The sequence below is a fragment of the Kribbella soli genome, from assembly GCF_004331345.1.
In the GTDB taxonomy this organism is placed as follows: Bacteria; Actinomycetota; Actinomycetes; order Propionibacteriales; family Kribbellaceae; genus Kribbella; species Kribbella soli.
The window spans coordinates 244,540-268,587 of record NZ_SJJZ01000003.1; the positions used below are offsets into that span (position 1 = coordinate 244,540).

Here is a 24,048-nt window from a genome sequence, read left to right on the forward strand (position 1 = left end):
GTTGTCGAGTAAGGCAACCCTTACTAAGGCAGCCCTAACCTTTGCCCTGTGCACCCACGGTGTCAACTCGATCACGTCCGGAGTGGCGATCCTCACGATCAATGCAACGATGCAGAACACCAATGCGGGCCGGTGGTCCAGCCGAGGAGGCGACGGCCGCCGCGTCCGGTGCGGCCGTGCGCGTCGAAGCGGTCCCCCGCGGCCACGTCCAGCAGCCCGGTCACGGCCGGCGCGAACCGTGGGCCGAGGACGCCGGCCCGCTCCTCGAGCTTGGCCAGGACGTCGGCGCCGTCGCAGTAGCTGAGGAAGAAGATCCCCTGACGCCACGCGTACGCCGTGTTCTTCAGGCCCTGCAGCCCGCTGATCCAGGTCGAGACCGGCTGGGTCTGACGCTGGATCGCCCAGCTGAACGCGCGGTCCGCGAGCTCGGGGCCGACCTCCCGCAGCCAGTCGGTCAGGTCGAGCGCCTCGACGAGTACGGCGAGGTTGTGCGAGGTCAGGATCTGACTCTGCTCCAGCACGGTCCCGTTCTGAGCGACGTACCCAGGAGTTTGCGAGGTGTGCGCCTCCTGAGCACGCCGGCGGCACAGCTCCGCGAAGTCGTCGGCCGTCAGCTTGCGCCAGCGGATCCGCGAACGCTGCTCGGCGGCCGGCCACGCGGCGGGCAGGTCGTAGTAGCGCGCGTACAGCGTCCCGGACAGAACCCGGCTCGCGACCGACGCCGCCTCCCGCCACTTCGCCGTGAACGTGCCCATGAAAATGTCGGCAGCGACCTCCTCGACGAGCGGCAGTCCGAGGCCGGCCTGGCTGACCAGCGCATGGAACTCGCGGACCAGCGGGTTCGGCAGGATCGTCTGCGGGAACGCGCCGAGCGCGACGGCGGTGGTCTCCCGCAGCGTCTGCGCGGCGGCCCGCGTCGCCTTCTGCGAGCGGTCGCGGTACGGCGCGACCGCGGCGACCCACGGCAGCTCGTCGAACCGCACCTGGTGTTCGAGGTTGAGCAGCAGAAGACTGCGCCGACGGCGGAAGGCCGCGTAGGTCTGCGCATAGACCGAGGCCAGCACCGGGTCCGCGATATTTGCCGCCAGCAACTGCGACGTGACCTGCGGCAGCACCTCGGCGAGCACCTCGCCCGAGCCGATGACGCCGCGATCCACCAACTCACCGATCGGCGCCTCGAGCGCCCGGGCCGCCTTCGCCAGCAGATGCGGCGGCATCGCCACGCCGGCGGCCGCCGGGAGCTCCGCGCCGTCGACGGCCCCGGCGATCGGATCAAGCGCGGGCAGTCCGCCGTCCCGCGGGAAGCGGTCCAGCCGCGTACTCAGCACGTGCGCCAACGTCGCGTACGTCGGACGCGCCGCCACCTCGTTCTGCGCCGTACGCAAGGTCGCGCGGGCCTCGGATCCCGGTGCGCCGTGGGCGCTGATCGTGTTCGCCAGCGCACGCCGGATCCATCCGACCTCGCGACCGGTCAAGGCCGAGCTGTCGACGGGACAGCGCTCCAGCGCCGCCTGCAGCCGCGCGAAGTTGCTCTTCGGGTGCCGCGCATGGTGCAGCTCAGCCGCGGTCGCGTAGTCGTCCAGCCACTGGCTACGCCGTTCCATCCAGTCGTCCGGCCAGACCCGGCACGGCCAGCCACCGTTCACCACGCCCGAAATCAGCTCCGGGAGGTCACCGTCGACCGTGTCGCACCACAGCGACACCAGCCGGTCGTGGAGCGGGTTCCAGACCTGGAGGGTCTCCCGCATCGCGGCGATCCGCGGCGGCACCGTTGCCTGTCGCAACTGAGCACGGGCCTCGTCCACCGACTGCCGTCGTACCACCGCCCCGGCCGGAGCCGACGACGGACCGAACGTCGGAGTGAAACGGAGACGGTGCATCAACGGGCGAAGCTCGGCCACCAGGTCGAGCGCCGCGGCGAAGTGCCCATTCTCGAGCAACCAGGCGACCACCAGCAGCGCCGACTCCTCCGGTACGTCGACGCGGCAACGCCCGGTACGCAGCGCCTGCCCCAGCTCCGCGAGCCCTTCGTCACCGAGGTACCAGAGATTGACCCGCTCCCGATCCGTCTCCCCCGGCGCGTTCACCGGCAGCCGGGCGAGCTCCTCGGCACCCGGCGGCGACTCCGCCACGTACCGTCCGGTCACGAACCCTCCGGTCACCACCTCGAGCGTGACCCACGCGGGCGTGTCGGCGACCGGAGTCCGCGACCCGATCGTCAGCTTTCCGGACGCCATGCCCTCCAGAACGGTGCGCCAGGCATCGACCCGGACCGCGGCACGCCGCCGTACGGCGACATCGTCCGCAACCAGCGCTCGTTCGAGCGCGTGCTGAAGCCGGCCCGTCGCGTACATCCGGAACCCCCGTTCTCAGGATGGAACAGCGCTTCGACATGGAGGCAGGACTCGAACCTGCGCCCTCCCGGTAAGCAGCCGGGCGATCTACCCCTGATCTACTCCATGTGGTCTAGGCAGTTTTGCTACAGCCTAACTACCGTACGGCGTTCTGGTGAGGACAAACGTCGCGACGGTCAGGTGGGTGATGGTGTCGCCGTCGCGGATCACGTGGAGTTTTTCGCCGGACAGGTAGCCGTCGCGGCCCTGGTAGAGGTCGGGGGCGAGCGGTGACAGGCGGGTCGTGAGGCCGCCGGAGAGTTGCAGGATTCCCGCGCAGACGGAGATCGTCAGCGGCGTGTTGCCCCAGTACCAGTGGCCGAGGAGCTCGGCGCCCTGGGCCAGCGGCGGCTCCGGCACCCACTCCTGCATGATCGGCGGCTCGTACCTCGTCAGGATGCGGACCAGGTCGGGAGCCAGCGAGGCCACCCGGCCGTACGTCGCGTTGCCCAGCGTCACCGCACCGACCCGGCGGACCCGGTCGACGAACAGACCGGCGAGGAAGCCCGGCATCGAACCGGTGTGACCGATCAGCAGGTGCGGATCGTCCGCGATCAGCCGCAGCCCGAGCCCGTACGACGCGTTCAGCCCCTCCCGCGGATCCGACGCCACCGACGCCGCCATCTCCTCGACCGACTCCCGGCTCAGCACCTCGGGCACCGGGTCGATCCAGAACGTCGCGTACCGCGCCAGGTCCTCGATCGTGCTCCACAACTGCCCCGCCGGCGCCATCGCGCCCGAGTCGTACGCCGGCTCCGGGTCCAGCTGCCCGCTGAACGGATGCACCGAGAACCCGTCGGCGGCCGGGCCTTCCGGGAAGTACGACGTACGCCGCATCTCGAGCGGATCCAGGATGCGCTCCTGCGTCAGCTCCAGCCAAGACGTTCCGCGCAGGCGGGCGACGATCTCGCCGAGCAGGCCGTACCCGAGGTTCGAGTAGTGGTGCCGCCGATCCACCGGGCCGACCGCCTGCGAGTCGTCCATCGCCGCGGTCAGCTCGTCGAACGTGACGCCCGGATTCCGTTCCCACCAAGGGCCTTCGGGCTCCGCGTTCATCCCGCCGCTGTGCGCGAGCAGCTGCCGGATCGTCCGGTCCCCGAACGCGATCCCCGGCAGATGCTTGCCCACAGCATCGTTCAGCGACAGCAGCCCGTCGTCTCGGCACTGCAGGATCAGGATCCCCGTCATCGTCTTCGTGATCGACCCGATCCGGTACTGCACATCCGACCCCGGCAATCCACCGTCCGCAGTGGCGAACCGCCCCCGCGCCGCGGTCCACACCAACGCACCGTCGCGGACCAGGCCGGCATTCACCGAGGGCAACTTGGTATCCCCCTGCGCCGCCGCAACCTCGGCGTACAGGGCAGCAGCGGTGTCAGCGCGCACAGACATTCGCCCATCGTAGGCTGCGGCACCCTCGCGAATCACCTTGCCCGTGCACCGTCAAGGGCCTGACCTCACCGTCGAATAGTCTCGCCGGTCTTACCCTGCACGCCTCTGTCAACCCCGGAGTTGGAGAGACCCTTCACCATGCCTCCGATTCGTCCTTCCCTCGCGGTGCTCGCTGCCGGCGTGGCACTCGTGTTCGCGGGCTGCAGCTCCGGGTCCTCACCTCAGGCCGGCTCGAGCCCTTCGCCGGCCCCGGGTTCCACACCCGCCACGTACGACGGACCGGCTGCCGATCCGCTCGAGCCCACCAAGGTCTGGACGGTCGACAACCAGCCGCTCGTCAATGTCGCCAGCGCCGACCTGATCGGATCCTCGCTGGTGGTCACCGGGTGGGGAAAGGTCGCCGGGGACCAGGACTCCGTCGTGATCGACCGCGACAGCGGATCGGTCCGATGGCGGGCCGGCCAACTGCCACGCGAGTTCGAGATCGGCGGTGCTACAGCAAGTCCCGGCCGTGCCGGCTGGCCCGTCGCCGCCGGTCGCGATGGAATCCTCGTGCTGCCATATCAACTCGGTCCTTGTCAGGACGGAAGCTATGACTGCAAGCCGAAAGAGCTGAAGCCGTACCGAGACCGCGGTCTGGTGGCCTTCTCCTTGGCCGATCGGTCACAGGTCTGGCACACCGAGCCGATGCGTTCCGCGGCGCCGCCGGACGGCGGGTCGAGCTCCAAAGGCCTGCGTCTCATCAGCGTCGCTGACGCCGAGGCAGGTGTCGTGGTGGCGACAGTCGGTGTCCAAGGGAATGAGTGGGAAGACCTGAACTGGGACGACAAGGACAGTGCACCGCTGACGATCGCCTACGACGCGCGGACCGGCAAGGAGCTGTGGCGCCGTTCCGGGCTGATTGGCGAGGACGTGGTCGACGGCACCTTGATCGGCCTGGTGCGGTCGACGCGTCCGAAGGCGCCCGGCGGAGTCCCGGTCGGCGTCGACCTTCGGAAGGGGACGACCTTGTGGTCGATGCCACCCGGGACGAGCGCGAGCTGGGGTGGTCTCGGTGTCGAGCACGCGATCGTATTCGACTATGGACAGACGGGTCAGGATGTCGTCGCAGTGCGCCTTCTTCGAGTTCGGGACGGGGCATTGGCCACCCTCCCCACAGCAGAGCCTGCCGCCGTGGGGTGGCAGGTTTCTCCGGTGCCGGGTGGGCCGTTGGCCTGGCGGGTGGTCTCGAGATCGAGTCCCGACGGGTCGGCGAACGGGACCACCCTGGTCGAGTACACCAAGGACGGCTCGGTGCAGGTCGGCGGCAAGATTCTGCCCGTCGAAGCCACCACGGCGACCACCGGATTCGGCTCCTACGTGTGGATCCGTACCGGAGGCGACCGTGTGCGGGCGTTCGATCAGACGGGACAGTCCAAGTCGGTCGACCTCACCGGGAACCTGACTGTCCTGTCGGCCGACCTGCTCCTGGTCACCCGATCCGATTCGACCAGATTGACGCTGCTTCGGACCTGACAGTCGAGCAGGCCTACTCGAACGCCTCAGGTGCAGGGCAGGAGCAGATCAGGTTGCGGTCGCCGTACGCGCCGTCGATGCGGCGGACCGGGGGCCAGTACTTCGAGGCGCGGTCGACCGAGCGGGGGAAGGCGGCCTCCTCGCGGGTGTAGGCGTGCTCCCACTTGTCGTTGATCACCGACTCCGCGGTGTGCGGCGCGTTCACCAGCGGGTTGTCGGCGGCCGGCCACTCGCCCGCGGCGACCCGGTCGATCTCGTGCCGGATCGCGATCATCGCGTCGCAGAACCGGTCGAGCTCCCCGAGGTCCTCGGACTCGGTCGGCTCGACCATCAGCGTGCCGGCGACCGGGAACGACATGGTCGGCGCGTGGAAGCCGTAGTCGATCAGCCGCTTCGCGACGTCGTCGACGCTGATCCCGGTCTCCTTGGTCATCGGCCGCAGGTCCAGGATGCACTCGTGCGCGACCAGGCCGTTCTCGCCGGTGTAGAGCACCGGGAACGCACCCTCGAGCCGCTTCGCCACGTAGTTCGCGGTCAGTACGGCGGCCTTCGTCGCCGCGGTCAGCCCCTCGGCGCCCATCATCCGGATGTACGCCCACGAGATCGCCAGCACACCGGCCGAGCCGAACGGCGCCGCGCTGATCGGGCCGACACCGGACTCCGGTCCGGCCTCGTCGAGCAGCGGGTGGTTCGGCAGGTACGGCGCCAGGTGCGCCGCGACCGCGACCGGGCCGACACCGGGGCCACCGCCGCCGTGCGGGATGCAGAACGTCTTGTGCAGGTTCAGGTGGCTGACGTCGCCGCCGAACTCACCCGGCTTCGCGAGCCCTAGCAGGGCGTTCAGGTTCGCGCCGTCGACGTACACCTGGCCGCCGTGGTCGTGGACGATCTGGCAGACCTCGCGGACGCTCTCCTCGTACACGCCGTGCGTGGACGGGTACGTGATCATGATCGCCGCGAGCTTCGCCGCGTGCTCGGTGGCCTTCGACCGCAGGTCGTCGAGGTCGATCGTGCCGTCGTCGTTGCCCTTGACAACAACGACCTTCATGCCGGCCATCACCGCGGAGGCGGCGTTGGTGCCGTGCGCGCTTGATGGGATCAGGCACACGTTGCGGTCGTGGTCACCCTGCGCGTGGTGGTAGCCGCGGATCGCGAGCAGACCGGCCAGCTCACCCTGCGAGCCCGCGTTCGGCTGGATCGAGACCTTCGCGTACCCGGTGACCTCGGCCAGCCAGCGCTCCAGCTGACTGATCAGCGTCACGTACCCAGCCGCGTCCTCGATCGGCGCCAGCGGGTGCATGTCGGCGAACTCGGGCCAGGTGACCGGCTCCATCTCGGTGGTCGCGTTCAGCTTCATCGTGCAGGACCCGAGCGGGATCATGCCGCGGTCCAGCGCGTAGTCCTTGTCGGACAGCTTGCGCAGGTACCGCAGCATCGCCGTCTCGGACCGGTGCGTGTTGAACACCGGGTGCGTCAGGTACTCCGTGGTCCGCGGCACGCTCAGAGCAGCGGCCTCGAGCGTGTCGTCGTACTGCACGCCGAAGGACTGGCAGACGCGGGTCAGCGTCGCGACATCGGTCTTCTCGTCGCAGGAGATGCCGACGTGGTCCGCGTCGACGAGCCGCAGCCAGATCCCGTTCTGCCGGGCGGCGTCCACCACGTCGGCGGCGCGGCCCGGGACCCGGGCGAGGACGGTGTCGAAGAAGTCGTCGTGCACGACCTCGACACCACCGGCGCGCAGCGAGGCAGCCAGCTTGCCGGCGTACGAGTGCACACGGTCGGCGATCGACCGCAGCCCGTCGGGACCGTGGTAGACGGCGTACATCGACGCGACGACCGCGAGCAGGACCTGCGCCGTACAGATGTTCGACGTCGCCTTCTCGCGACGGATGTGCTGCTCACGGGTCTGCAGCGCCAGCCGGTACGCCGGGGCGCCGTCGGAGTCGACCGAGACGCCGACGAGACGACCGGGCAACGACCGCTCCAAGCCGGACCGGACCGACATGAAACCGGCGTGCGGGCCGCCGTAGAACAGCGGCACGCCGAAGCGCTGCGAGGAACCGATGACGATATCCGCGCCCGCCTCCCCCGGCGCCTCGAAAACCGTCAGCGCGAGCAGGTCGGAGGCCACGGCAACCAGCGTGTCGCGACCGTGTGCCGCCTCGATCAGCGGCCTGAGGTCGCGGACGGCGCCGTTGGACCCCGGGTACTGGACGAGGAGGCCGAAGAAGTCGCCCTCGGGCAGACCGTCGGTCGTGTCGGCGACGACCACCTCGATCCCGAGCGCCTCGGCGCGGGTCTGCACGACGGCGATCGTCTGAGCGAAGGTGTCGGCGTCGACCAGGAAGCGGTCGGACTTGCTCTTCTTGTTCGAGCGGTGCGCCAGCGTCATCGCCTCGGCGGCCGCGGTGCCCTCGTCGAGCAGCGACGCGTTCGCGGTCGGAAGCCCGGTCAGGTCGGAGACCACGGTCTGGAAGTTCAGCAGCGCCTCGAGCCGGCCCTGGGAGATCTCCGGCTGGTACGGCGTGTACGCCGTGTACCAGGCCGGGTTCTCGACCAGGCGGCGGACGATCACGGACGGCGTGAAGGTGCCGTAGTACCCCTGGCCGATCATCGAGGTGGCGACGGTGTTGCGGGCCGCGAGCTGGCGGAGCTCGGTCAGCGCGTCGACCTCGGAGGCCGGCTCGGGCAGCCGCAGCGCCTCGGCCGAGCGGATCGACGCGGGCACCGCGTCGTCGACCAGCGCGTCGACGTCGTCGTACCCGAGGAGCTGGACCATCCGGGCGATCTCGTCCGGGCGCGGACCGATGTGCCGGTCGGCGAACGTGGCCGAAAGCTGAGGGGTGTCGTTCACTAGAGGCTCCGATGCTGACTGTCGCTGCCGGTGGCCTCCCCCTCTGTCACGCGCGCTGCGCTCCAGAGTCGCCTGCGACACTCGGTCCATGGGCCTGAGAGGTTCCGGGGAGGAATTGCCCCTTCGGCGCCCGATGACACGGGTCTCTCCCGAGTGCTGTGAACGGCTGCCTCGAGGCTACCAGGAATCTCCGAACAGTTCGGGCAGCAGGCTCCGGGCGACCGGCCGCGCCGCCTCGACCTGCTCCGCGGTCGCCGACTGCATCGGCCAGCGCACCCGGGGGCCGACGTCGGCCCAGTCGCCGACCGCGGCCAGGAACTTGTCCAGCGCCGGGTTCGACAGTCCGGCTTTCTGCAGCGGTACGACGTGGGCTGCGAAGAACTCGGCGACGCGGCGCTCGACGTCCAGGTCCGCGGCGTACGCGACGGCGCCGTTCGGCGAGAGCGCTGCCACGTTCGAGTAGCTGCCGTGTGCACCGAGTAACGACATACTCGCCAGGAAGTGCCCCGGCACGAAGATCGCCAGCCTCGACCGCGTGGCCTCGTCGAACCACGCCTTGTCACCGCCGGCAGTCTTCAACCCGATCAGAGTCGGCACTGCCGCCGCCAACTCACCTAGCTGCCGCGGCCCGATGGTGGTCTTGGAATGCGGTGGGTTGTAGAGCACGAGCGGCACGTCACCAGCCGTGTCGGCGGTCCGACGGAGGAAGTCGAGTACCTCGTGGGCGTTCAGCGGCAGCCAGTCCGGGACGATCACCTGGATCGCGCCGGGTTGCAGGGCAGCCGCCCTGCGGACGCGGGACAGCTGGACCTGAGCGGAGGGGTGGCTCGCACCGATCTGGAACGGCCTGCCCGCTGCGGCGAGGAGTTCGTTGATCCGGTCGAACTCGTCCTCGGTCAGGGTCTGGAACTCCCCCGCCGTCCCGTGGGCGTACAGCCCGTCCAGCTGACTGCGGCCGAGCACCTCGACCTGGGATTCCAGGCGGGCGAAGTCGATCGAGTCGTCGGCGTTCAGGGGTAACAACAATGTCGCCCACACACCGCGGAGCGAGTCAGCAGTGAGTGGGCGCACAGAGAAGAAACCAGATCAGCCGGTCATCCGGGCGCGACGGCGGGCGGCGAGTTCGTCGCCTGAGTGGCCCTCGGAGTCGCCTTCGTCGTGGCCATCGGCCCGCTCGGTCGGCAGCTCGGACAGCGAACCCTCGACCTCGCGCCAGACACCGCCGAGCGCGATCCCGAACACACCCTGGCCGCCGGCCAGCAGGTCGATGACCTCGTCCGGCGACGAGCACATGTAGACCGACGCGCCGTCGCTCATCAGCGTGATCTGGGTCAGGTCGTCGAAGCCGCGCTTGCTGAGGTGCGCGATCGCGGTCCGAATCTGCTGCAGCGAGATCCCGGCGTCGAGCAGCCGCTTGATCACTTTCAGCAACAGAACGTCACGGAAACCGTACAACCGTTGCGTCCCCGAGCCGGTCGCCGGGCGGACGGACGGGGAGACCAGGCCGGTGCGGGCCCAGTAGTCGAGCTGCCGGTACGTGATCCCGGCCGCGGCGCAGGCCGTCGGACCCCGGAACCCGACGTCCTCCGGCATCGGCCGCAGGTCGTCGTCGAACAGCAGACCCTGAACGCCGGCGGTGGCGGCCGCCTCTGCGTGCGCGTCGGACGTCGACTGCGCCGTCAGATCCGTGTCCCCGGTGCGTGTCACGCCTGAGCCTCCCTGGATACCGACTGGAACGAGTCATCTCCGTGGAGTAACACCACCCCACGACTTCTTCACGGTAAGCCGCCGCCCGAACCGGGTCAACGACAACCGCATCGAGCCGAGAGCGTGTCGCGACTGCCGTACGAATCGTTACCTAGGTCTGGGTGGTGTTTCAGCTCTTGTCGAAGTCCTCCGGGGTGACCTGGTCGAGGAACTCCCGGAACCGCTCGACCTCCTCTTCCTCCTGCACCTCGTCGGCGCCGTCCGTCTCACTCTCCGGGACCGGGATACCGGCCTCGGCGAGGATCTCGTCGGCGCAGAACACCGGGGTGCCGGTCCGCAGCGCGATCGCGATCGAGTCCGACGGCCGGGCCGAGATCTCGGTCTTGTCGTCGAACACCAGGATCGCCTCGAAGATGCCGTCGTTCAGGTTCACGATCCGGACCTGGCTGAGCGTGTGCCCGAGGACGCGGATCGTCTCCGCGAACAGGTCGTGGGTCAGCGGCCGGGGCGGCTCCATGCCCTGCTGGGCGAAGGCGATCGCGCTCGCCTCGGCAGCGCCGATCCAGATCGGCAAGTATCGCTCACCTCCGACCTCTTTCAGCAGCACGATCGGCTGACTCGAGGGCATCTCCACCCGGACTCCGACCACGTCGACTTCGCGCACACGTTCAGCCTACTCCGAGGGGAAGCCCCGGGCAGGCCCACGGGGGTCCGCTGTGGACAGCCTTACGAACGCGGGAGCCGGGAGCGGACCAGGGCAGTGTGCAGACGGACCGTGAGGGCGGCCAGCTCGCCGGTCTGTTCGGTACGGCGAGGGCCGGTGACCTGTTCGATCAGGCCGACCTCCCGGTCCGCCGCCGTACGGAACGCCCGCAGGTGCCGCGGCTCGAGACCGTACGCCGCCAACTCGGCCGCGACCTGCGCGATCACGATCGCGTCGCCGCCGTAGTGGTTGCCGCTGGCCACGACCAGGCCGTGACTCTCCAGCTCGTCGAGCAGGTCGGAACCTACGTCGGCAGCGGCCCGCAGCTCGTCCCGGGTCAGCCGCAGCTCGGTGCTCGCGGCACCGAAGTCGTCCGCGACCGGCTGACCTGGTGTCTGCGGCAACGAACTCGGCGCGACCGGCGGACCGGCAGCGGCCGGCTGCAGGCCGCGGTCGATCGCACCGAGGTGTTCCTTGATCACTTTCAGCGGCAGGTACTGATCACGTTGCGCGGTCAGCACGTACCGCAGCCTGTCGAGGTCGGCGGCACTGAACTTGCGGTAGCCGGACGCCGTCCGGGCCGGCGTCACCAGCCCCTCGGACTCCAGGAAGCGGATCTTGGAGATCGTGACGTCGGCGAACTCGGCCTGCAGGAGCTGCAGCACCTCTCCGATGCCGCGGCCGCCCGCAGGCCCCTCGGCGCTGGGGTCAGGCCTGGCCACTGGCGTAGTACACCAGCCGGTACTTGCCGATCTGGACCTCGTCGCCGTTGGTCAGCTGGACCTCGTCGATCCGGTCGCGGTTGACGTAGGTCCCGTTCAGGCTGCCGACGTCGCGGACCTTCACGCCGTACGGGTCGCGGCGGAACTCGGCGTGCCGGCGCGACACCGTCACGTCGTCGAGGAAGATGTCGCTGTCCGGGTGCCGGCCGGCGGTGACCACGTCGACGTCGAGCAGGAAGCGGCTGCCCGCGTTCGGCCCGCGCTGGACGATCAGCAGGGCGGACCCGGCCGGCAGCGCGCCGACAGCGGCCGCGTCGTCGGCCGACAGCGGCTCACCGGTGCGCTCCGGCTCCGGCTCGGCGCCGATCGGGGTCAGCATCGCCGTGTCGGTGACGCCCGGCGTCGGCTGGGGCGTCGCCGGGGCCGCCGCCGGGCGGTCCGCGCCAGGCAGCATCGCTCCGCACTGCGAGCAGAACCGGCTGCCCTCGGAGTTCTCGTGCCCGCACTGGTTGCAGAACGGCATGCTGTGATCCTCCCGATCGCCGGTGGTCCGGCGACGTTTTCGATAGACCCCGTGGTAACAGTGTGGACATGGACCTCAACCCTCGACCAGCGGTTGAGGTCCGTAACTTATCAGCCTTGGTCGAGCTGGCCCTGGTAGGCCTCGGCGTCCATCAGGGCGGCCACCTCGGCGGCGTCCTCGACGTCGATGTCGAGCAGCCAGCCCTCGCCGTACGGGTCGCTGTTCACCAGGTCCGGCTGGTCGGCGAGCGCCTCGTTGACAGCGGTCACGGTGCCGTTCACCGGGGCGAACAGGTCGCTCACGCTCTTGGTCGACTCCAGCTCGCCACAGGCGTCGCCGGCCCGCACCACGCTGCCGACATCGGGCAGCTGCACGTACACGATGTCACCGAGCTGGTCCTGCGCGAAGTCGGTGATGCCGACCCGCACGGGTCCTTCCTCGCCGGCCTTCAGCCACTCGTGCTCGGCCGTGTACTTCAGGTCTTCGGGGTACACCTTTGTCCTCGTTTCTACTTCGTGGGGCTGGGCGCCGGGCGAGCGTAACGATGCTCCTCCGGCGCGTGCAAGGCGGTGATCGCGACGGTCTCCAGCTCGTTGACCTCGGCGGTTCCGCCCACCTGCGGACCGGTCACCTCGCTGACCAGACCGCCCGGGAAGTTGGCCGCCTCGGACAGGTTGTGGGACTCCCCGATCGCCTCGATGACGTACGGCGAGTTCACCTTCTGGCCGTCGATCCCGATCCCCGGGGCGTCGTCCACGAAGTCGGTGCTGGCCACCACCCGGACGGCTCCGTTGATCTGGATCGCCTCGGCGCCGGCGTCCCGCAGCTCCTCGATCGCGTCCAGCAGGTTGCTCGACGTCATCTTGCCCTGCGGGTCGTTCAGCGTGATCCGGACCCCCGGACCCTGCGCGGGCAGCGTACCGGCCAGGATGCCGAGGGTGCGGACCTGGGCCTCTGCCTGCTCGCGGGCGGTCTGCGCCTTGTCGGCACTGGAGGACAGCGAGTTCTTCCGCTCCTCCAGGTCGGCGATCTCGCTCTCCAGCCGCCGGGTGTTCTGCCCGAGGCCGTCGAGGATCGCGATCAGGTCCTCGCGGCGGGCGTTCTGGTAGCCGTCGTCGGCCCGGTTCACCCGGACCTGCACGACCGCCACACAGGCCACCAGGGCGAGCACGACGGCGACGATCGCCTGTCCGCGGGACGGCTTGAACCCGGCCCACAACCGGCGCAGCGCCAGGTTCGGCGTCCGGGGCTTCGGCATCGGCGTCGGAGTCTGCGGCTGCGGCGCCTCGACCGCGGCCTGCTCCGGCTTCGCGGGCTGCTCCGGCTCCGGCTTCGCGGACTGGTCCGGCTTCGCGGCCGGCGCGGGCTTGTCGGGCATCTCGTCGCTCATGGTCAGGCCCGGAAGATGTGCCGGCGGATCGCGGCCATGTTGGTGAAGATGCGGATACCGAGGACGACGACCACACCGGTGGACAGCTGGGAGCCGACGCCGAGCTGGTCGCCCAGGTAGACGATCAGGGCCGCGATCAGCACGTTGGACACGAACGACACGACGAACACCTTGTCGTCGAAGATCCCGTCCAGGAACGCGCGCAGCGCGCCGAACACCGCGTCCAGCGCGGCCACCACCGCGATCGGCAGGTACGGCTGCGCCCAGTCCGGGACGTCGGGCGCCACCAGCAGACCGACGACGACACCGATCACCAGCCCGAGTACGGCGATCATCTCGTTCTCACCTTCGCGTAGCGCAACGCGATGGTCGCATCGGCCGGCACCAGCAAGGAGTCCTCCGTCGTGATCGTCATCCGGACATCGAAGTTGCTCACCAGGTACTGCACCCACTGCCCGCCCGAGCTCTGTGCGAACCGGGCCGGCATGGTCGCGGTGTCCCCGATCGCGAGCACCGTGTACGGCGGGGTCAGCGAACTGTAGTCAACGGTGATGGCACTGCCCGCACCGCGGATCGCGGTGAGCGACGTGATCCGGTGACCGTTCACCGAGATCGCCTCCGCGCCGGACGTCCACAGACCGTTGACCAGCTGCTGCAGGTCGACGTCGAGCAGCCGGCCTTCCTTCGCGTCGGCGTCCTTGGCGTCGTCGACCACCGCTTTGATGCCCGGGCCGGTGGCCGCGATCGCCCCGGTCTGCAGCTCGAGGTCGTCGAGCTTCTGCTGCAGCGCGGCGCCCGTACTGTCGTTGCTCAGTCCGCTCGCCTGCAACCGGCGTACCTCGTCGGCGAGCCGGGACTGGTTGTTGCGCAGGTCGGTCAGCCGGTTGTCGGCCTGGTTGATGCGGGTGATCAGCTCCTTGCGCTGCTTCTCCGCCTCCGGTGCGCTGCGGTAGTTCTGCGCGGCGGCGACCGCGAGCAGGAAGCCCAGTACGGCGGCAGCCACCACCAGCATCACCCGGTGCCGGGACCGGGTCTGTTTGCTGGCGGTGTCGGAACGGGTCCGGGCCGCGACCGCGTACCCCTCGTCGAGGGGGTGTGCCATCAGGTTGTTCAGCAGTGACATCGACGCGTCGACGCGTCGTGGCTGCTGGGTCGGCTGCTGGGTCGACTGCTCGGGGGCTTGCTGGGTCACCCGGCCGAGTCCTTGATCGGTTTGACCGTCTGGACCAGGTGTCGCAGCTGCGCGAAGTACAGCGCGCCGGCCCAGTAGTACAGACCGGTCCCCCAGATCGCGAACGCCCAGCCGAACACGCGGGCGAGCAGGTTGAGGGTGCTGTCGCCGTCGCCGAGCAGGAGCAGCGGGAACGCGTACAGCAGGCAGAACGTGGCGGACTTGCCGAGGAAGTGCACCGGCAGCGCGTTGAACCCGCGGCGGTGCAGCGCCGGCAGCGTGAAGGTGAGCAGCAGGTCCCGCAGCGGCAGCGCGATCGCCAGCCACCAGGGGATGATGTCGCGCAGGGCCAGGCCGATGACGGTCGCGAAGATGTACAGCCGGTCGGCCACCGGGTCGAGCATCTGACCCAGGCGACTGGTCTGGTTCATCCGCCGGGCGATCTGGCCGTCGGCCCAGTCGGTGAACCCGGAGATGGCCAGCACCAGCAGCGCCCAGCCGTCCTCCTTGGGTCCGAGGACCAGCCACAGGAACAGCGGCACTCCCAGCAACCTCAGGAAGCTGAGCGCGTTCGGGATCGTCCACACCCGGTCGGACACTTCCAAGTCCGGCACGCGACCCCTCCCTCTCTCCACCCTGGATTCCCGTCGTAACTCTACTGGGGAGCCCCGACAGGTTTACGCCCGGCGTCCCGGGGCAGGCCCGGACCTTCCCCTGATACCAGAACGCGCCGTTTTCCCCGCCGCTACGCCTGCGACGAACCGGTGACCCGATCGATACCCAAGGGTGATGCTTACCCTGAGCAGATGAGGTTCCTGGTACTGATCTACGGCAACCCGGAGTCCCGTGCGGTCTGGGACTCGATGACCGACGAGCAGAAGAAGGAAGGCATGGCCGGGTACGCCGCTCTGCACGAGGCGCTCGCCGTGCACGGTGAGCTGGTCGCGTCGGAGTCGCTGGACGCCCCGGAGCTGACCAAACAGGTCCTGGTCCGCGACGGTAAGCCGATGACGACGGACGGCCCGTTCGCCGAGGTGAAGGAGCAGCTGGCCGGCTTCTACCTGCTGGAGTGCGACTCGATGGACCGCGCGGTGGAGATCGTCGCGCAGATCCCGGAGGCGCCGTTCAGCGTCGTGGAAGTACGTCCCGTCCGTGACCTCAGCGCGTTCAGCTGATGCTCGAGGAGCTGCTCCGGGAGCAGGCGCCGCAGGTACTCGGCGCACTGGTCCGGCGGTACGGCGACTTCGACGCGTGCGAGGACGCCGTACAGGAGGCCCTGCTGGCCGCGTCGCTGCAGTGGCCGGGTGAAGGTGTTCCGGCCAATCCGCGCAGCTGGCTGATCACGGTCGCTTCGCGGCGGCGGATCGAGGTACTGCGGAACGAGGCGGCCCGGACGCGTCGGGAGGAGACCGTCGCGTCGTGGACTCCCCCGGAGCCGGCGTCGTCGGACGACGACTCGCTGACGCTGCTGATGCTGTGCTGTCATCCGGCGCTGACACCGCAGTCGCAGGTGGCGCTCACACTGCGCGCCGTCGGCGGGTTGACGACCGGTGAGATCGCGCGGGCGTTTCTGGTGCCGGAGGCAACGATCGGGCAGCGGATCAGCCGGGCGAAGGCGAAGCTCCAGGGTGCGCGGTTCGCGATGCCGCCGGCGTCCGAGCAGCCCGAGCGGCTGGCCGCCGTACTGCATGTGCTCTACCTCGTCTTCAACGAGGGCTACACGGCCTCGTCCGGTACGTCGCTGCACCGCGTCGAGCTGAGCGCGGAGGCGATCCGGCTGACGCGCCAACTGCATGCTTCGTTGCCGGCTGAGGGTGAGGTGGCCGGGCTGCTCGCGTTGCTGCTGCTGACCGACGCGCGTCGGCCCGCCCGTACGACGGCGGACGGTGCGCTGGTGCCGTTACCGGAGCAGGACCGGTCGTTGTGGGATGCGGCGGCGATTGCCGAGGGCACCGAGTTGATCGAGTCGACGTTGCGGTCGGCGCCGGTCGGGCCGTACCAGCTGCAGGCGGCGATCGCCGCGGTCCACGACTCGGCGGCGGACGCCGACGAGACCGACTGGCGCGAGATCCTGATGCTGTACGAACTGCTCGAGGCGACCGCGCCGGGTCCGATGGTGACGCTGAACCGGATCGTCGCGGTCGCGATGGTGCACGGCCCCGCCGCCGGGCTGACGTTGCTCGACGACGTGGATCCGGCCTTGCAGGACCATCACCGGCTGGCCGCCGTACGGGCGCATCTGCTCGAGCTGTCCGGCGAGGGGGCTGCCGCGCAGTCGGCGTACGAGCTCGCCGCGCGGCTCACCCAGAGTGTTCCCGAGCAACGCTACCTGCGGGCGCGCGCGGCTACCCTGCGATCTTCGGCCGGCCCCAGCTGAGCTCGGCCTGGAGCGTCAGCTCCAGCAGGCCGTCCTTCGCGTACGGGTGGACCGCTTCCTCAACTATCGCGTCGAAGTCGGCTGCTTCCTCGGCGGTCATCAGGTCGCGCGCCAGGCTCGACGTCGAGTGGAACTGCTCGACGTAGTCCGCGACCTTCTGGCGGTACGTGACCGGCGCTGTCCGCGCCGTACCGGTGAGATCGAGCAGGCCGCGGTCACGGATCGCCTCGACGACGCTGTACTTCGGGTCGTGGTCCTTCTTGCGCGAATGCTTCTGGATGGCCTGTACGACGCCGTCCCACCAGGGCATGTCCACCGGGCCGTGCTCGACGACGACGAGCTGGGCGTTCGGCGTCAGGTGCGGCACGATGCGCGCGAACGTCTCCTCCCACGGCATCCAGTGGATGCTCGCCCCAGCCGTCACCAATGCGTACGGGCCGTCGAGGTCGGCGGTCTCGATCGGGTTGACCTGCCAGGTGACGTTCGGGTGATCGCCGCCCGGGCGCTGCTTGCCCGCCGTGACCATCGGCGCGGAGAAGTCGATCGCGTCGACGTGCTCGACCCGCGGCGCGAGCGGCCGCGCGATCGCGCCTTCGCCGGCGCCGATGTCGAGCACCCGCCGCGGCTCGTCGACGATCAACTCCACGAGCCGATCGAACACCTCGGCCGGGTACGGCGGCCGATGCTGATAGGCCTCCGCCACTGCCTCCTGCTGAAACGTCGCCGCAAGCTCAGTCATGTGTCGGAGCGTAGACCGGGCGGTACGGCCCGATCGCCGGATTCTGCTGCCAGCCGACGGCCCGGTCGTAACCTGCGCGTCTCCTTCGAACACACGGCTGAAACATGCGCTTCTTACTTTGAGAGTCCACGTCAGCCGCGTGAGGCGGTGAGGCCCGATGATGTACGAGCACGTCGACCCGTTCATCGGGACCGGCGCCACCGACCTGCCCACGCCCAAGGGCCTGGCCGCGACCTGGTGGTGGCCCAAGCCGCAGGTCGGCAACACCCACCCGGGTGCCATGCACCCCTTCGGGATGGTGTCGGCCTGCCCGTACTCCGGGGCTTATCCGACCGGTTACGGGCTGTACGACTTCAACACCGAGGGCGTGCCCGACCTGTTGTACGACCGCCCGGTCGCCTCCGGCTTCACCCACTTCCAGCAGTCCGGCACCGGCGCGATCCGCAAGTACTACAACTACTTCCAGGTCACGCCGATGCTCGGCCCGCTCGATGACCTAGGCACCACGTGGGACCTGCTGGACGAGGTGGCCGAGCCCGGCTACTACGCGGCGACGCTGAGCTCCGGGGTGCGTTGCGAGGTGACGGTCGGCGCCAAGTCGGCCGTCCACCGGTACACCTTCCCGGCGCACGACGCCGCCCGGATCGTCATCGACGCCTCGACCGGCGGCCTGGCCATCCCGCACAGCCGGACTGTGCCGCTCAAGGCGCACCTGGCGATGCTGGAGCCTGGGGTGGCTCAAGGCGAGATCCACGTCGAGGGGGTGCCGCTCGCCGTGCACCTGGAGGTCGACGCTCCCGGCTGGCGGCAGCTGCTGTGGTACGACCGGCGCCTGATGCCCGGCGGCACCCGCCTCGACTTCGACTACATCCGGCCGACCACCTTGCGGCCGTTCGGGCTGATGTTCATGGGTCCCTCGCGCGCCGAGCAGACCGTCGAGGTACGGCTGGGGTTCTCCCTGCGGGGGTGTGAGACGGCCCGCGACAACCTCCGCGCGGACGTCGGCCGCGCTCAGGCCACCTTCGCCGGGCGGCGTGAGCGCACGGCAGCCGGCTGGCGTGACCACCTCGGCAAGGTGGAGATCAAGGCCGAGTCCGATGACCAGGCAACGGTTTTCGGCACCGCGCTCTACCACTCGATGGTCAAGCCGTGCTTCGCCCCGGACGAGAGCCCGTCGTGGACCACCAAGGGCCCGTACGCCTTCGACATCTGCACCATGTGGGACATCTACCGCACCCAGCTGCCGCTGATGACCACGCTGTTCCCGGAGCGTTCGGTAGCACTGGCCGGCGCGCTGCTGTCGATCTGCGAGCAGGAGGGCAACCTGCCGATCGGCTACCGGATGGCCAAGGGCGCCGACCGGTTCTCCCGGCAGGGCAGCGCCCTCGCGCACACCTTCTTCGCCGACCTGTGCCAACTGGATCTACCTGGTGTCGACTGGGACTGGGCCATGGTGCACCTGGAGATGGACCTGCGCCGGACGTACGGCGAGGACTATCTGGTGCACGGTGTGGCTCACCCGATCAGCCACACCCTCGACCTGGCGTACGCCTACCACTGCACCGCGGCGATCGCCCGCAAGGTGCGCGACCGGCCGCTGGCCCAGCAGATGCGCGACCTCGCCCAAGGCTGGCGGGCGGCGTACGACCCGGGCACCGGCCTGCTGCGCGACTCGACGTTCTACGAGGGCGGCCGGTGGAACTACTCCTTCCGGCTGCTGCACGACATGCGCGCCCGGATCGCACTGGCCGGCGGCGACGAGGCGTTCGTCGGGCTGCTCGACCGCTTCTTCGGGTACGGCGCCGCACCGGTCACCCAGCCGGGGGTGGCGCCGAGCGTGGCAGAGATGAACGCCGGGTACGACCTGTGCCGGTTCGAGGGATTGAACAACGAACCGGACTACGAGGCGCCGTGGTCCTACCACTACGCCGGGCGGCCGGACCGAACCGCCGAGGTGGTGCATGCCGCGGTCGCCAACCAGTTCGGCACCGGCCGGGGCGGGCTTCCGGGTAACGACGACTCCGGCGGGCTGTCCGCTTGGTACGTGTGGGCGACGCTCGGGCTGTTCCCGGTGGCTGGGCAGAACCTGTTCCTGGTGAGCGCGCCGGCTGTGGCGGAGTCCACGACCCGGCTGCCGGAGGGCGAGCTGTCCATCACCACCACAGGATTCGAGCCGGTCGAGGCAGGCGGACCGGTCTCCTACGTCCAATCCATCGCGGTCGACGGCAAGACCCTCGAACGCCCCTGGATCTCCGGCAAGGAACTGCGGCACATCCGCAACCTGCACATCGAGCTCGGCCCTCGGCCCTCCGGCTGGGGCACCCAGATCAGGCCACCATCCACATCCGACCCGCTGCACGCCGCTGGAGGTGAGGTATGAACATCGCCGAGGACACGCTCGTCCCGTCCGCACCCAACCGCCGCCTGGTCCTTGTTGTCCGCGCCGACCCAGTGATCTGCGGGCACTCCGGTGAGGCACGGTGCCTCGCGGAGGTGGCACTCACCCGCGGGTTCGACGACGTGCGGATCGTGACCTGGCCGCTGGACGCGTTGGAGGCGGCCGGGCTGCCGTTGAAACCACTCGATCGCGTGCTGCCGTACAGCCCTGGCATCACCGTGGAGCGGCCCGATCCCGTTGGTGACTACCGAGTTCCGGACGGGCGGTACCTGTCCGGGCTCATCGGGCGGCTGGTCGAGCTGTTCAGCGACGGGGTGCCGACGGTGGCGATGTCGCTGTACCTGAGCCCGCACGCGATCGCCGTACAGGAGGCCGTCCAGGTGGCGCGCCGGATCGGGCCCGCACAGGTCATCACCGTGGCTGAGGCGGTGGGCTCCGACATCACCAACGTGGTGCGCGAGTGCGTGAACACCGGCCGGTTCGGGGCGGCCGCGCACATCCTGTCGGTCTACCTGGCGGCCGACCACTGCGTGGCGGTGTCGGAGTACACCAGGGACCTGATCGTGGCCTCGGCGGCGACTCTCGACGGCATGCACGGTACGACGTTCGCGCAGCAGTGCCGTGAGCGGATCGCCATCTCCTACCCGGCCGTCGACTCCTGGTCCTACCTGTCGCTCACCGATGACAGGATCGCCGAAACTCTTGCCCGGCGTGGCCTTTCGCGGGACGGGTACGTGCTGTTCCTGTCACGGATCGCCTCGGCGAAGGGGGTCGACGACCTGATCGACGCCTACGCCGGGTCGCGGTCAGCCGAGCGGGTGCAACTGGTCCTGGCCGGGCGCGGGCCGCAGGAAGCCGAGGTGGTGGCGCGGGTGGCGGCAGCGGGGCTGGGCGAGCGGGTGCAGGTGCTGACCGACGTGGACGACGCGGAGAAGCCGGCGCTGATGGCGGGGAGCGCGGCGTTCGTGCTGCCGACCCGCGAGCAGCCGGAGTTCGTGGAGACGTTCGGGATCGCGCTGGTCGAGAAGGCTCTCGCCGGCGGCGGGCCGATCATCACCTGCGCGACCGGCGGTGTCCCCGAGGCGGTCGGTGATACGGCCCTGCTGGTGCCGCAGCGTGACCCGGCCACGCTGCGGACCGTGCTTGACGAGGTCGTGTGCGACTGGACCCGCGAGCAGCGCGCGGGGGCCGAGCAGCGCGCGCGGGCGTACGCGTTGCAGTTCGACCGGGCAGCGGTGTTCGACCGCCTCTTCGCGCTCGCCCAGCCTCCCGCCGTCCACGTCGCCTGAGCTCTTACTCGCTGCCCCAGACGGTCGCGTGCTGCTCGAAGTACGCCGGGTCGCTGTGCGCCGGGATGACGCACAGCAGATGCCCGCCCGGGGCGCGGAGGGTGTGGCAGCCTTGCCAGCTCGCGACTTCGACCGCGCCGATCCCGGTCAGGCGCGCGACCTCGGCGGGGACGTCGTCGGTCTCGATGTCCAGGTGGTACCGCGGCTCGTCGTCGACGGACTGGATCGCGGTCACGTACCCGGGCACCGCGTCGTGCAGGCTGATGAACTGCGGCTCCCCGTCCGGCGAAGACGTCCGTACGCCGAGAGCCGCGGACCAGAACGCCGTAGCGTCCTGCACTTCGTCCCGCTTGACGTCGATCAGAAACGTAGAAACCCGGCTCCGATGCATACGCACCAACTTAATGTTCCGGACGGTTCCGCCGCACCGTGATGCGCATCGACTTCACCTGACTCAGTCGTAGGTGGCTTGGGCTTGCCAGGTGGTTTGGTGGAGGGTGAAGAGCCAGGCCCGGGTGTCGGCGGTCTGGAACTGGAAGCGGGCCTGGCGGGACTCGGTGCTGGGATCCCACCAGCGCTCCGCGGTGAGCCAGGGACCGGCCCAGGCGGTGATCGGGTGTATCTTGTTGCTGTTGGCAACTTGAACGCCGGGGCCGCGGGCCGGCAGCAGAGTGAACGCGGTGGGGACGCCGGACAGCTCACCGCGGGCGCTGACCGAGACCTGGGCGCCGTCCGCGGCGAACACCTTCGCGGGGATCGGCTCCGGGAAGACCGTGGTCGGCGCCAGCGCCGGCCAACGCTTGGCCGCACCGACCGAACCGGTGATCGCACCGGGCCAGGGCTGGTCCGGGGACCGCGCCGGGACGGCCGGATCGCCCCACGGGACCAGCGTCTGCCGCTCCGCGAATCCGCGGCCGCCGCCGATCACCACCGACATCACCGCACCGTGACCCAGCATGCTCTGCACCCGCGACAACGCCCGGTGGATCCGCTCGTCCGGACCGCCGCCCCACAACCCGTCGACATGCGCGCCGACCGGATCCGCCTGGTCCGGGATCAGCCGCACCCGGACGACCGGTGAGGTCAGCTCGCTGGTCGCCGTACCGCTCCCCTGCAGTTGCCAGCGCACCCGGTCCACCACATCCGCCGCGGTGAACCAGCGCGGGTGCAGCCACTCCCGCTCGTGGATCCGCCCGGACTCGGTGCCGACCTCGACCCGCAGCGTCGTACACACCAGCCCGAGCTCGGTCAGCCGGGCGATCAGCTCGTCGGCGACCGCCCGGACCGCGAACGCCACCTGGTCGACCCGGTCCACCGACGGCTCGAAGTCGAGCGTCCGGGTGAGCTCCGGCGGGATCTCCCGGCCGGTCACCGGGCGATCGTCGTACCCACGGGCCAGCCGATGAGCGAAGGCGCCGTCCTGGCCGAACCGGGTCAGCACCTCGGTCCGGGGCAACTGCGCGAACGCGCCCAGCGACCGCAACCCCAGCCGGCGGAGCAGATCCGTGAGCGCCGGTTGCTCGAGTGCGTCGACCGACAGCGGCGCGAGGAACTCCGGTGAACCGCCCGGCTGCACCACGTGCACCCGGGTCTGCGCGGAACTCACCCGGGCCGCCTGCTCCGCGGCGAACGGCCCGTCGGCGATCCCGATCCGGCCGCCGTGCACGTCGTACGTCTCGAGCCGGTCGAGCAGCTTCTCCGCGGCGGCCTCCTCGCTGCCGTAGAACCGCGCCGGGCCGCGCGCCTTCAACGCGCACATCCCCGGACGGATCACCTGCACGCCCGGCGTGATCGCCTCCAGGCACGAGATCACCGGGTCGAATGACCGCGCGTCGATCACCGGGTCGTACTTCAGCACGACCAGCTCCGGGCACCGCGACTGCGCGTCCCGGGCCTGCTGCCCGCGCCGTACCCCTTCGGCGCGTGCGGTGGCGGAGGTGGCGAGCACCTTTCCCTTCTCCAGTACGGCGATCGGCTCGGCCGGTGATCGCCCGGTCGCCACCGCGGCCGCCGCCACCGGCCAGTCCGGCACCCAGATCACCATCGTCCGGGTCAGCCCGTTCATCAGCCCGTTCATCAGCCCACCGCACCGATCTGGTCCGCCCACTCCTCCGGCCGGGCTTCCGCGGTCCCGGTGGAGCGGATCGTGCCGTCGGGGGCGGGCAGCCAGAGCTCATGACGAGCCCGGACGGCGGCGCGCCGGCCGGTCACCGCGACGGTCGCGCGCCGGGCGGCGAGCAGACCCTCGCCGTCGCCGAGACCGGTCCAGGTGTTGCTCTCGATCTCGAACCGGGCCTCGCTGCCGGGCCAGGACCCGTACGCGATCAGCATCGCGCCGCGGGTCCGGAGCCGTGCGGCGAGCCGGGACGCCTCCCCCGGTGTCACCTCGCCGGGCGGGCGGACGACGACCACGGTCAGCGCGTCGACCAGCGCGGCGACGACGCTCAGCCACTCCGGCCCCGGATCCGGAACAAGCACGAGACGCTCCAGGTCCACCCCGAGGCCGCGCGCCGCCTCGGCCCCGAACGACGGCACGCCGACCACACCGCACCAGGCGCCCTCCGCGGACGGCCCGGCCATCAGCGCCATCACCAGCGCGGCACTCCCGCGCACCGAGTACACCGAACCGCCACGCAGGCTCGCCCCCGCCAGCAGCTCACCCACCGCCGGATGCGTCGGCAGCTCCCGATCCACCCCCGCCGTATCCAGCGCCTGCTGCACCCGAGCCACCGAAGGAACCCGAGTCGGCGCCTCATACCCCGGATCGGCTTCGGCGGCGCCTTTCTGCGCCTTGGCTCTGGCGAGGAGCAGGCGCGCGTGGTCGAGCGCTGTGACCCGGCCTCCCGCTTCCTCGCTCCCCGTCATATCTCCATGT

The 24,048-nt window shown here is 70.0% G+C and carries 22 protein-coding genes, 1 tRNA gene and 1 riboswitch; of the genes, 5 read left to right on the forward strand and 18 right to left on the reverse strand.

From position 1 onward, the window contains the following. Positions 1–98 precede the first annotated feature (98 nt). The 3 genes from E0H45_RS24145 to E0H45_RS24155 form a co-directional block, all read right to left on the reverse strand. Entirely contained in the window at positions 99–2,354 is a 2,256-nt protein-coding gene (locus E0H45_RS24145) for a hypothetical protein (RefSeq protein ID WP_131341210.1), read from the reverse strand. A gap of 36 nt (positions 2,355–2,390) precedes the next feature. Continuing rightward, positions 2,391–2,462: transfer RNA gene (locus E0H45_RS24150), tRNA-Ser, on the reverse strand. 24 nt (positions 2,463–2,486) lie between these two features. Further along, positions 2,487–3,785: a serine hydrolase domain-containing protein gene (locus E0H45_RS24155; protein ID WP_131341213.1), complete on the reverse strand. Its 1,299-nt coding sequence runs from the start codon at positions 3,783–3,785 to the stop codon at positions 2,487–2,489. A 138-nt stretch (positions 3,786–3,923) separates the two neighbouring features. Here E0H45_RS24155 and E0H45_RS24160 point away from each other — a divergent pair, with 138 nt between their 5' ends. Beyond that, on the forward strand, positions 3,924–5,300 hold the full coding sequence (locus tag E0H45_RS24160) for a hypothetical protein (RefSeq protein WP_131341216.1): 1,377 nt from the start codon (positions 3,924–3,926) through the stop codon (positions 5,298–5,300). Between the two features lie 13 nt (positions 5,301–5,313). Here E0H45_RS24160 and gcvP read toward each other — a convergent pair whose 3' ends face one another. The 11 genes from gcvP to clsA all read right to left on the reverse strand — a co-directional run bounded on the left by gcvP (position 5,314) and on the right by clsA (position 14,984). Further along, a complete protein-coding gene (gene gcvP, locus E0H45_RS24165) occupies positions 5,314–8,154 on the reverse strand; it encodes an aminomethyl-transferring glycine dehydrogenase (RefSeq protein ID WP_131341219.1) in 2,841 nt (946 codons plus the stop codon). A 72-nt stretch (positions 8,155–8,226) separates the two neighbouring features. Further along, positions 8,227–8,316, reverse strand: a riboswitch (glycine riboswitch). 15 nt (positions 8,317–8,331) lie between these two features. Next, positions 8,332–9,192, reverse strand: coding sequence for a dihydrodipicolinate synthase family protein (locus E0H45_RS24170; RefSeq protein ID WP_238155225.1), 861 nt, complete (start codon positions 9,190–9,192; stop codon positions 8,332–8,334). A 48-nt stretch (positions 9,193–9,240) separates the two neighbouring features. After that, positions 9,241–9,747 (reverse strand): MerR family transcriptional regulator, encoded by a 507-nt coding sequence (locus E0H45_RS24175; protein ID WP_238155393.1) that lies wholly within the window; start codon positions 9,745–9,747, stop codon positions 9,241–9,243. Between the two features lie 283 nt (positions 9,748–10,030). Continuing rightward, on the reverse strand, positions 10,031–10,525 hold the full coding sequence (locus tag E0H45_RS24180) for a bifunctional nuclease family protein (protein WP_131341225.1): 495 nt from the start codon (positions 10,523–10,525) through the stop codon (positions 10,031–10,033). Positions 10,526–10,587: 62 nt separating this feature from the next. After that, positions 10,588–11,286 carry a transcriptional regulator FtsR gene (gene ftsR, locus E0H45_RS24185; RefSeq protein WP_131341228.1) on the reverse strand — a complete coding sequence of 233 codons (699 nt, stop codon included), beginning with the start codon at positions 11,284–11,286 and terminating at the stop codon, positions 10,588–10,590. Further along, the gene (locus E0H45_RS24190) at positions 11,273–11,809 is read right to left on the reverse strand and encodes an FHA domain-containing protein (RefSeq protein ID WP_131341231.1); all 537 of its coding nucleotides are present in this window, start codon (positions 11,807–11,809) and stop codon (positions 11,273–11,275) included. The genes ftsR and E0H45_RS24190 overlap by 14 nt, the downstream gene beginning before the upstream one ends. 110 nt (positions 11,810–11,919) lie before the next feature. Then, the gene (gene gcvH, locus E0H45_RS24195) at positions 11,920–12,303 is read right to left on the reverse strand and encodes a glycine cleavage system protein GcvH (RefSeq protein WP_131341234.1); all 384 of its coding nucleotides are present in this window, start codon (positions 12,301–12,303) and stop codon (positions 11,920–11,922) included. A gap of 14 nt (positions 12,304–12,317) precedes the next feature. After that, positions 12,318–13,199 carry a DUF881 domain-containing protein gene (locus E0H45_RS24200; RefSeq protein WP_131341237.1) on the reverse strand — a complete coding sequence of 294 codons (882 nt, stop codon included), beginning with the start codon at positions 13,197–13,199 and terminating at the stop codon, positions 12,318–12,320. A 2-nt stretch (positions 13,200–13,201) separates the two neighbouring features. After that, positions 13,202–13,534: a small basic family protein gene (locus E0H45_RS24205; RefSeq protein WP_130379362.1), complete on the reverse strand. Its 333-nt coding sequence runs from the start codon at positions 13,532–13,534 to the stop codon at positions 13,202–13,204. Continuing rightward, entirely contained in the window at positions 13,531–14,391 is an 861-nt protein-coding gene (locus E0H45_RS24210; RefSeq protein WP_238155226.1) for a DUF881 domain-containing protein, read from the reverse strand. Before E0H45_RS24210 ends, E0H45_RS24205 begins: the two co-directional genes overlap by 4 nt. Then, the gene (gene clsA, locus E0H45_RS24215) at positions 14,388–14,984 is read right to left on the reverse strand and encodes a cardiolipin synthase ClsA (protein ID WP_131341240.1); all 597 of its coding nucleotides are present in this window, start codon (positions 14,982–14,984) and stop codon (positions 14,388–14,390) included. The genes E0H45_RS24210 and clsA overlap by 4 nt, the downstream gene beginning before the upstream one ends. A 192-nt stretch (positions 14,985–15,176) precedes the next feature. Between clsA and E0H45_RS24220 the strand changes: the two genes are divergently transcribed. Together E0H45_RS24220 and E0H45_RS24225 are read left to right on the forward strand one after the other, a co-directional pair. Next, on the forward strand, positions 15,177–15,545 hold the full coding sequence (locus E0H45_RS24220; protein WP_131341243.1) for a YciI family protein: 369 nt from the start codon (positions 15,177–15,179) through the stop codon (positions 15,543–15,545). Next, positions 15,545–16,747, forward strand: coding sequence for an RNA polymerase sigma factor (locus E0H45_RS24225; protein ID WP_131341246.1), 1,203 nt, complete (start codon positions 15,545–15,547; stop codon positions 16,745–16,747). Before E0H45_RS24220 ends, E0H45_RS24225 begins: the two co-directional genes overlap by 1 nt. Here the strand turns inward: E0H45_RS24225 and E0H45_RS24230 are convergent. Continuing rightward, entirely contained in the window at positions 16,716–17,486 is a 771-nt protein-coding gene (locus tag E0H45_RS24230) for a class I SAM-dependent methyltransferase (protein ID WP_165546579.1), read from the reverse strand. The two genes, E0H45_RS24225 and E0H45_RS24230, sit on opposite strands and share 32 nt — an antisense overlap. Positions 17,487–17,643: 157 nt before the next feature. On the opposite strand from E0H45_RS24230, the gene E0H45_RS24235 reads away from it, so the two are divergent. After that, positions 17,644–19,866 (forward strand): glycoside hydrolase domain-containing protein, encoded by a 2,223-nt coding sequence (locus E0H45_RS24235; protein ID WP_238155227.1) that lies wholly within the window; start codon positions 17,644–17,646, stop codon positions 19,864–19,866. Next, the gene (locus tag E0H45_RS24240) at positions 19,863–21,173 is read left to right on the forward strand and encodes a glycosyltransferase (protein ID WP_131341252.1); all 1,311 of its coding nucleotides are present in this window, start codon (positions 19,863–19,865) and stop codon (positions 21,171–21,173) included. Before E0H45_RS24235 ends, E0H45_RS24240 begins: the two co-directional genes overlap by 4 nt. A gap of 4 nt (positions 21,174–21,177) precedes the next feature. Here E0H45_RS24240 and E0H45_RS24245 read toward each other — a convergent pair whose 3' ends face one another. The 3 genes from E0H45_RS24245 to E0H45_RS24255 all read right to left on the reverse strand — a co-directional run bounded on the left by E0H45_RS24245 (position 21,178) and on the right by E0H45_RS24255 (position 24,038). Continuing rightward, entirely contained in the window at positions 21,178–21,564 is a 387-nt protein-coding gene (locus tag E0H45_RS24245; protein ID WP_131341255.1) for a VOC family protein, read from the reverse strand. A gap of 63 nt (positions 21,565–21,627) precedes the next feature. Further along, entirely contained in the window at positions 21,628–23,250 is a 1,623-nt protein-coding gene (locus tag E0H45_RS24250; protein ID WP_238155230.1) for a DNA polymerase Y family protein, read from the reverse strand. Then, entirely contained in the window at positions 23,250–24,038 is a 789-nt protein-coding gene (locus E0H45_RS24255; RefSeq protein ID WP_165546580.1) for a hypothetical protein, read from the reverse strand. The genes E0H45_RS24250 and E0H45_RS24255 overlap by 1 nt, the downstream gene beginning before the upstream one ends. Between the last annotated feature and the right edge of the window lie 10 nt (positions 24,039–24,048).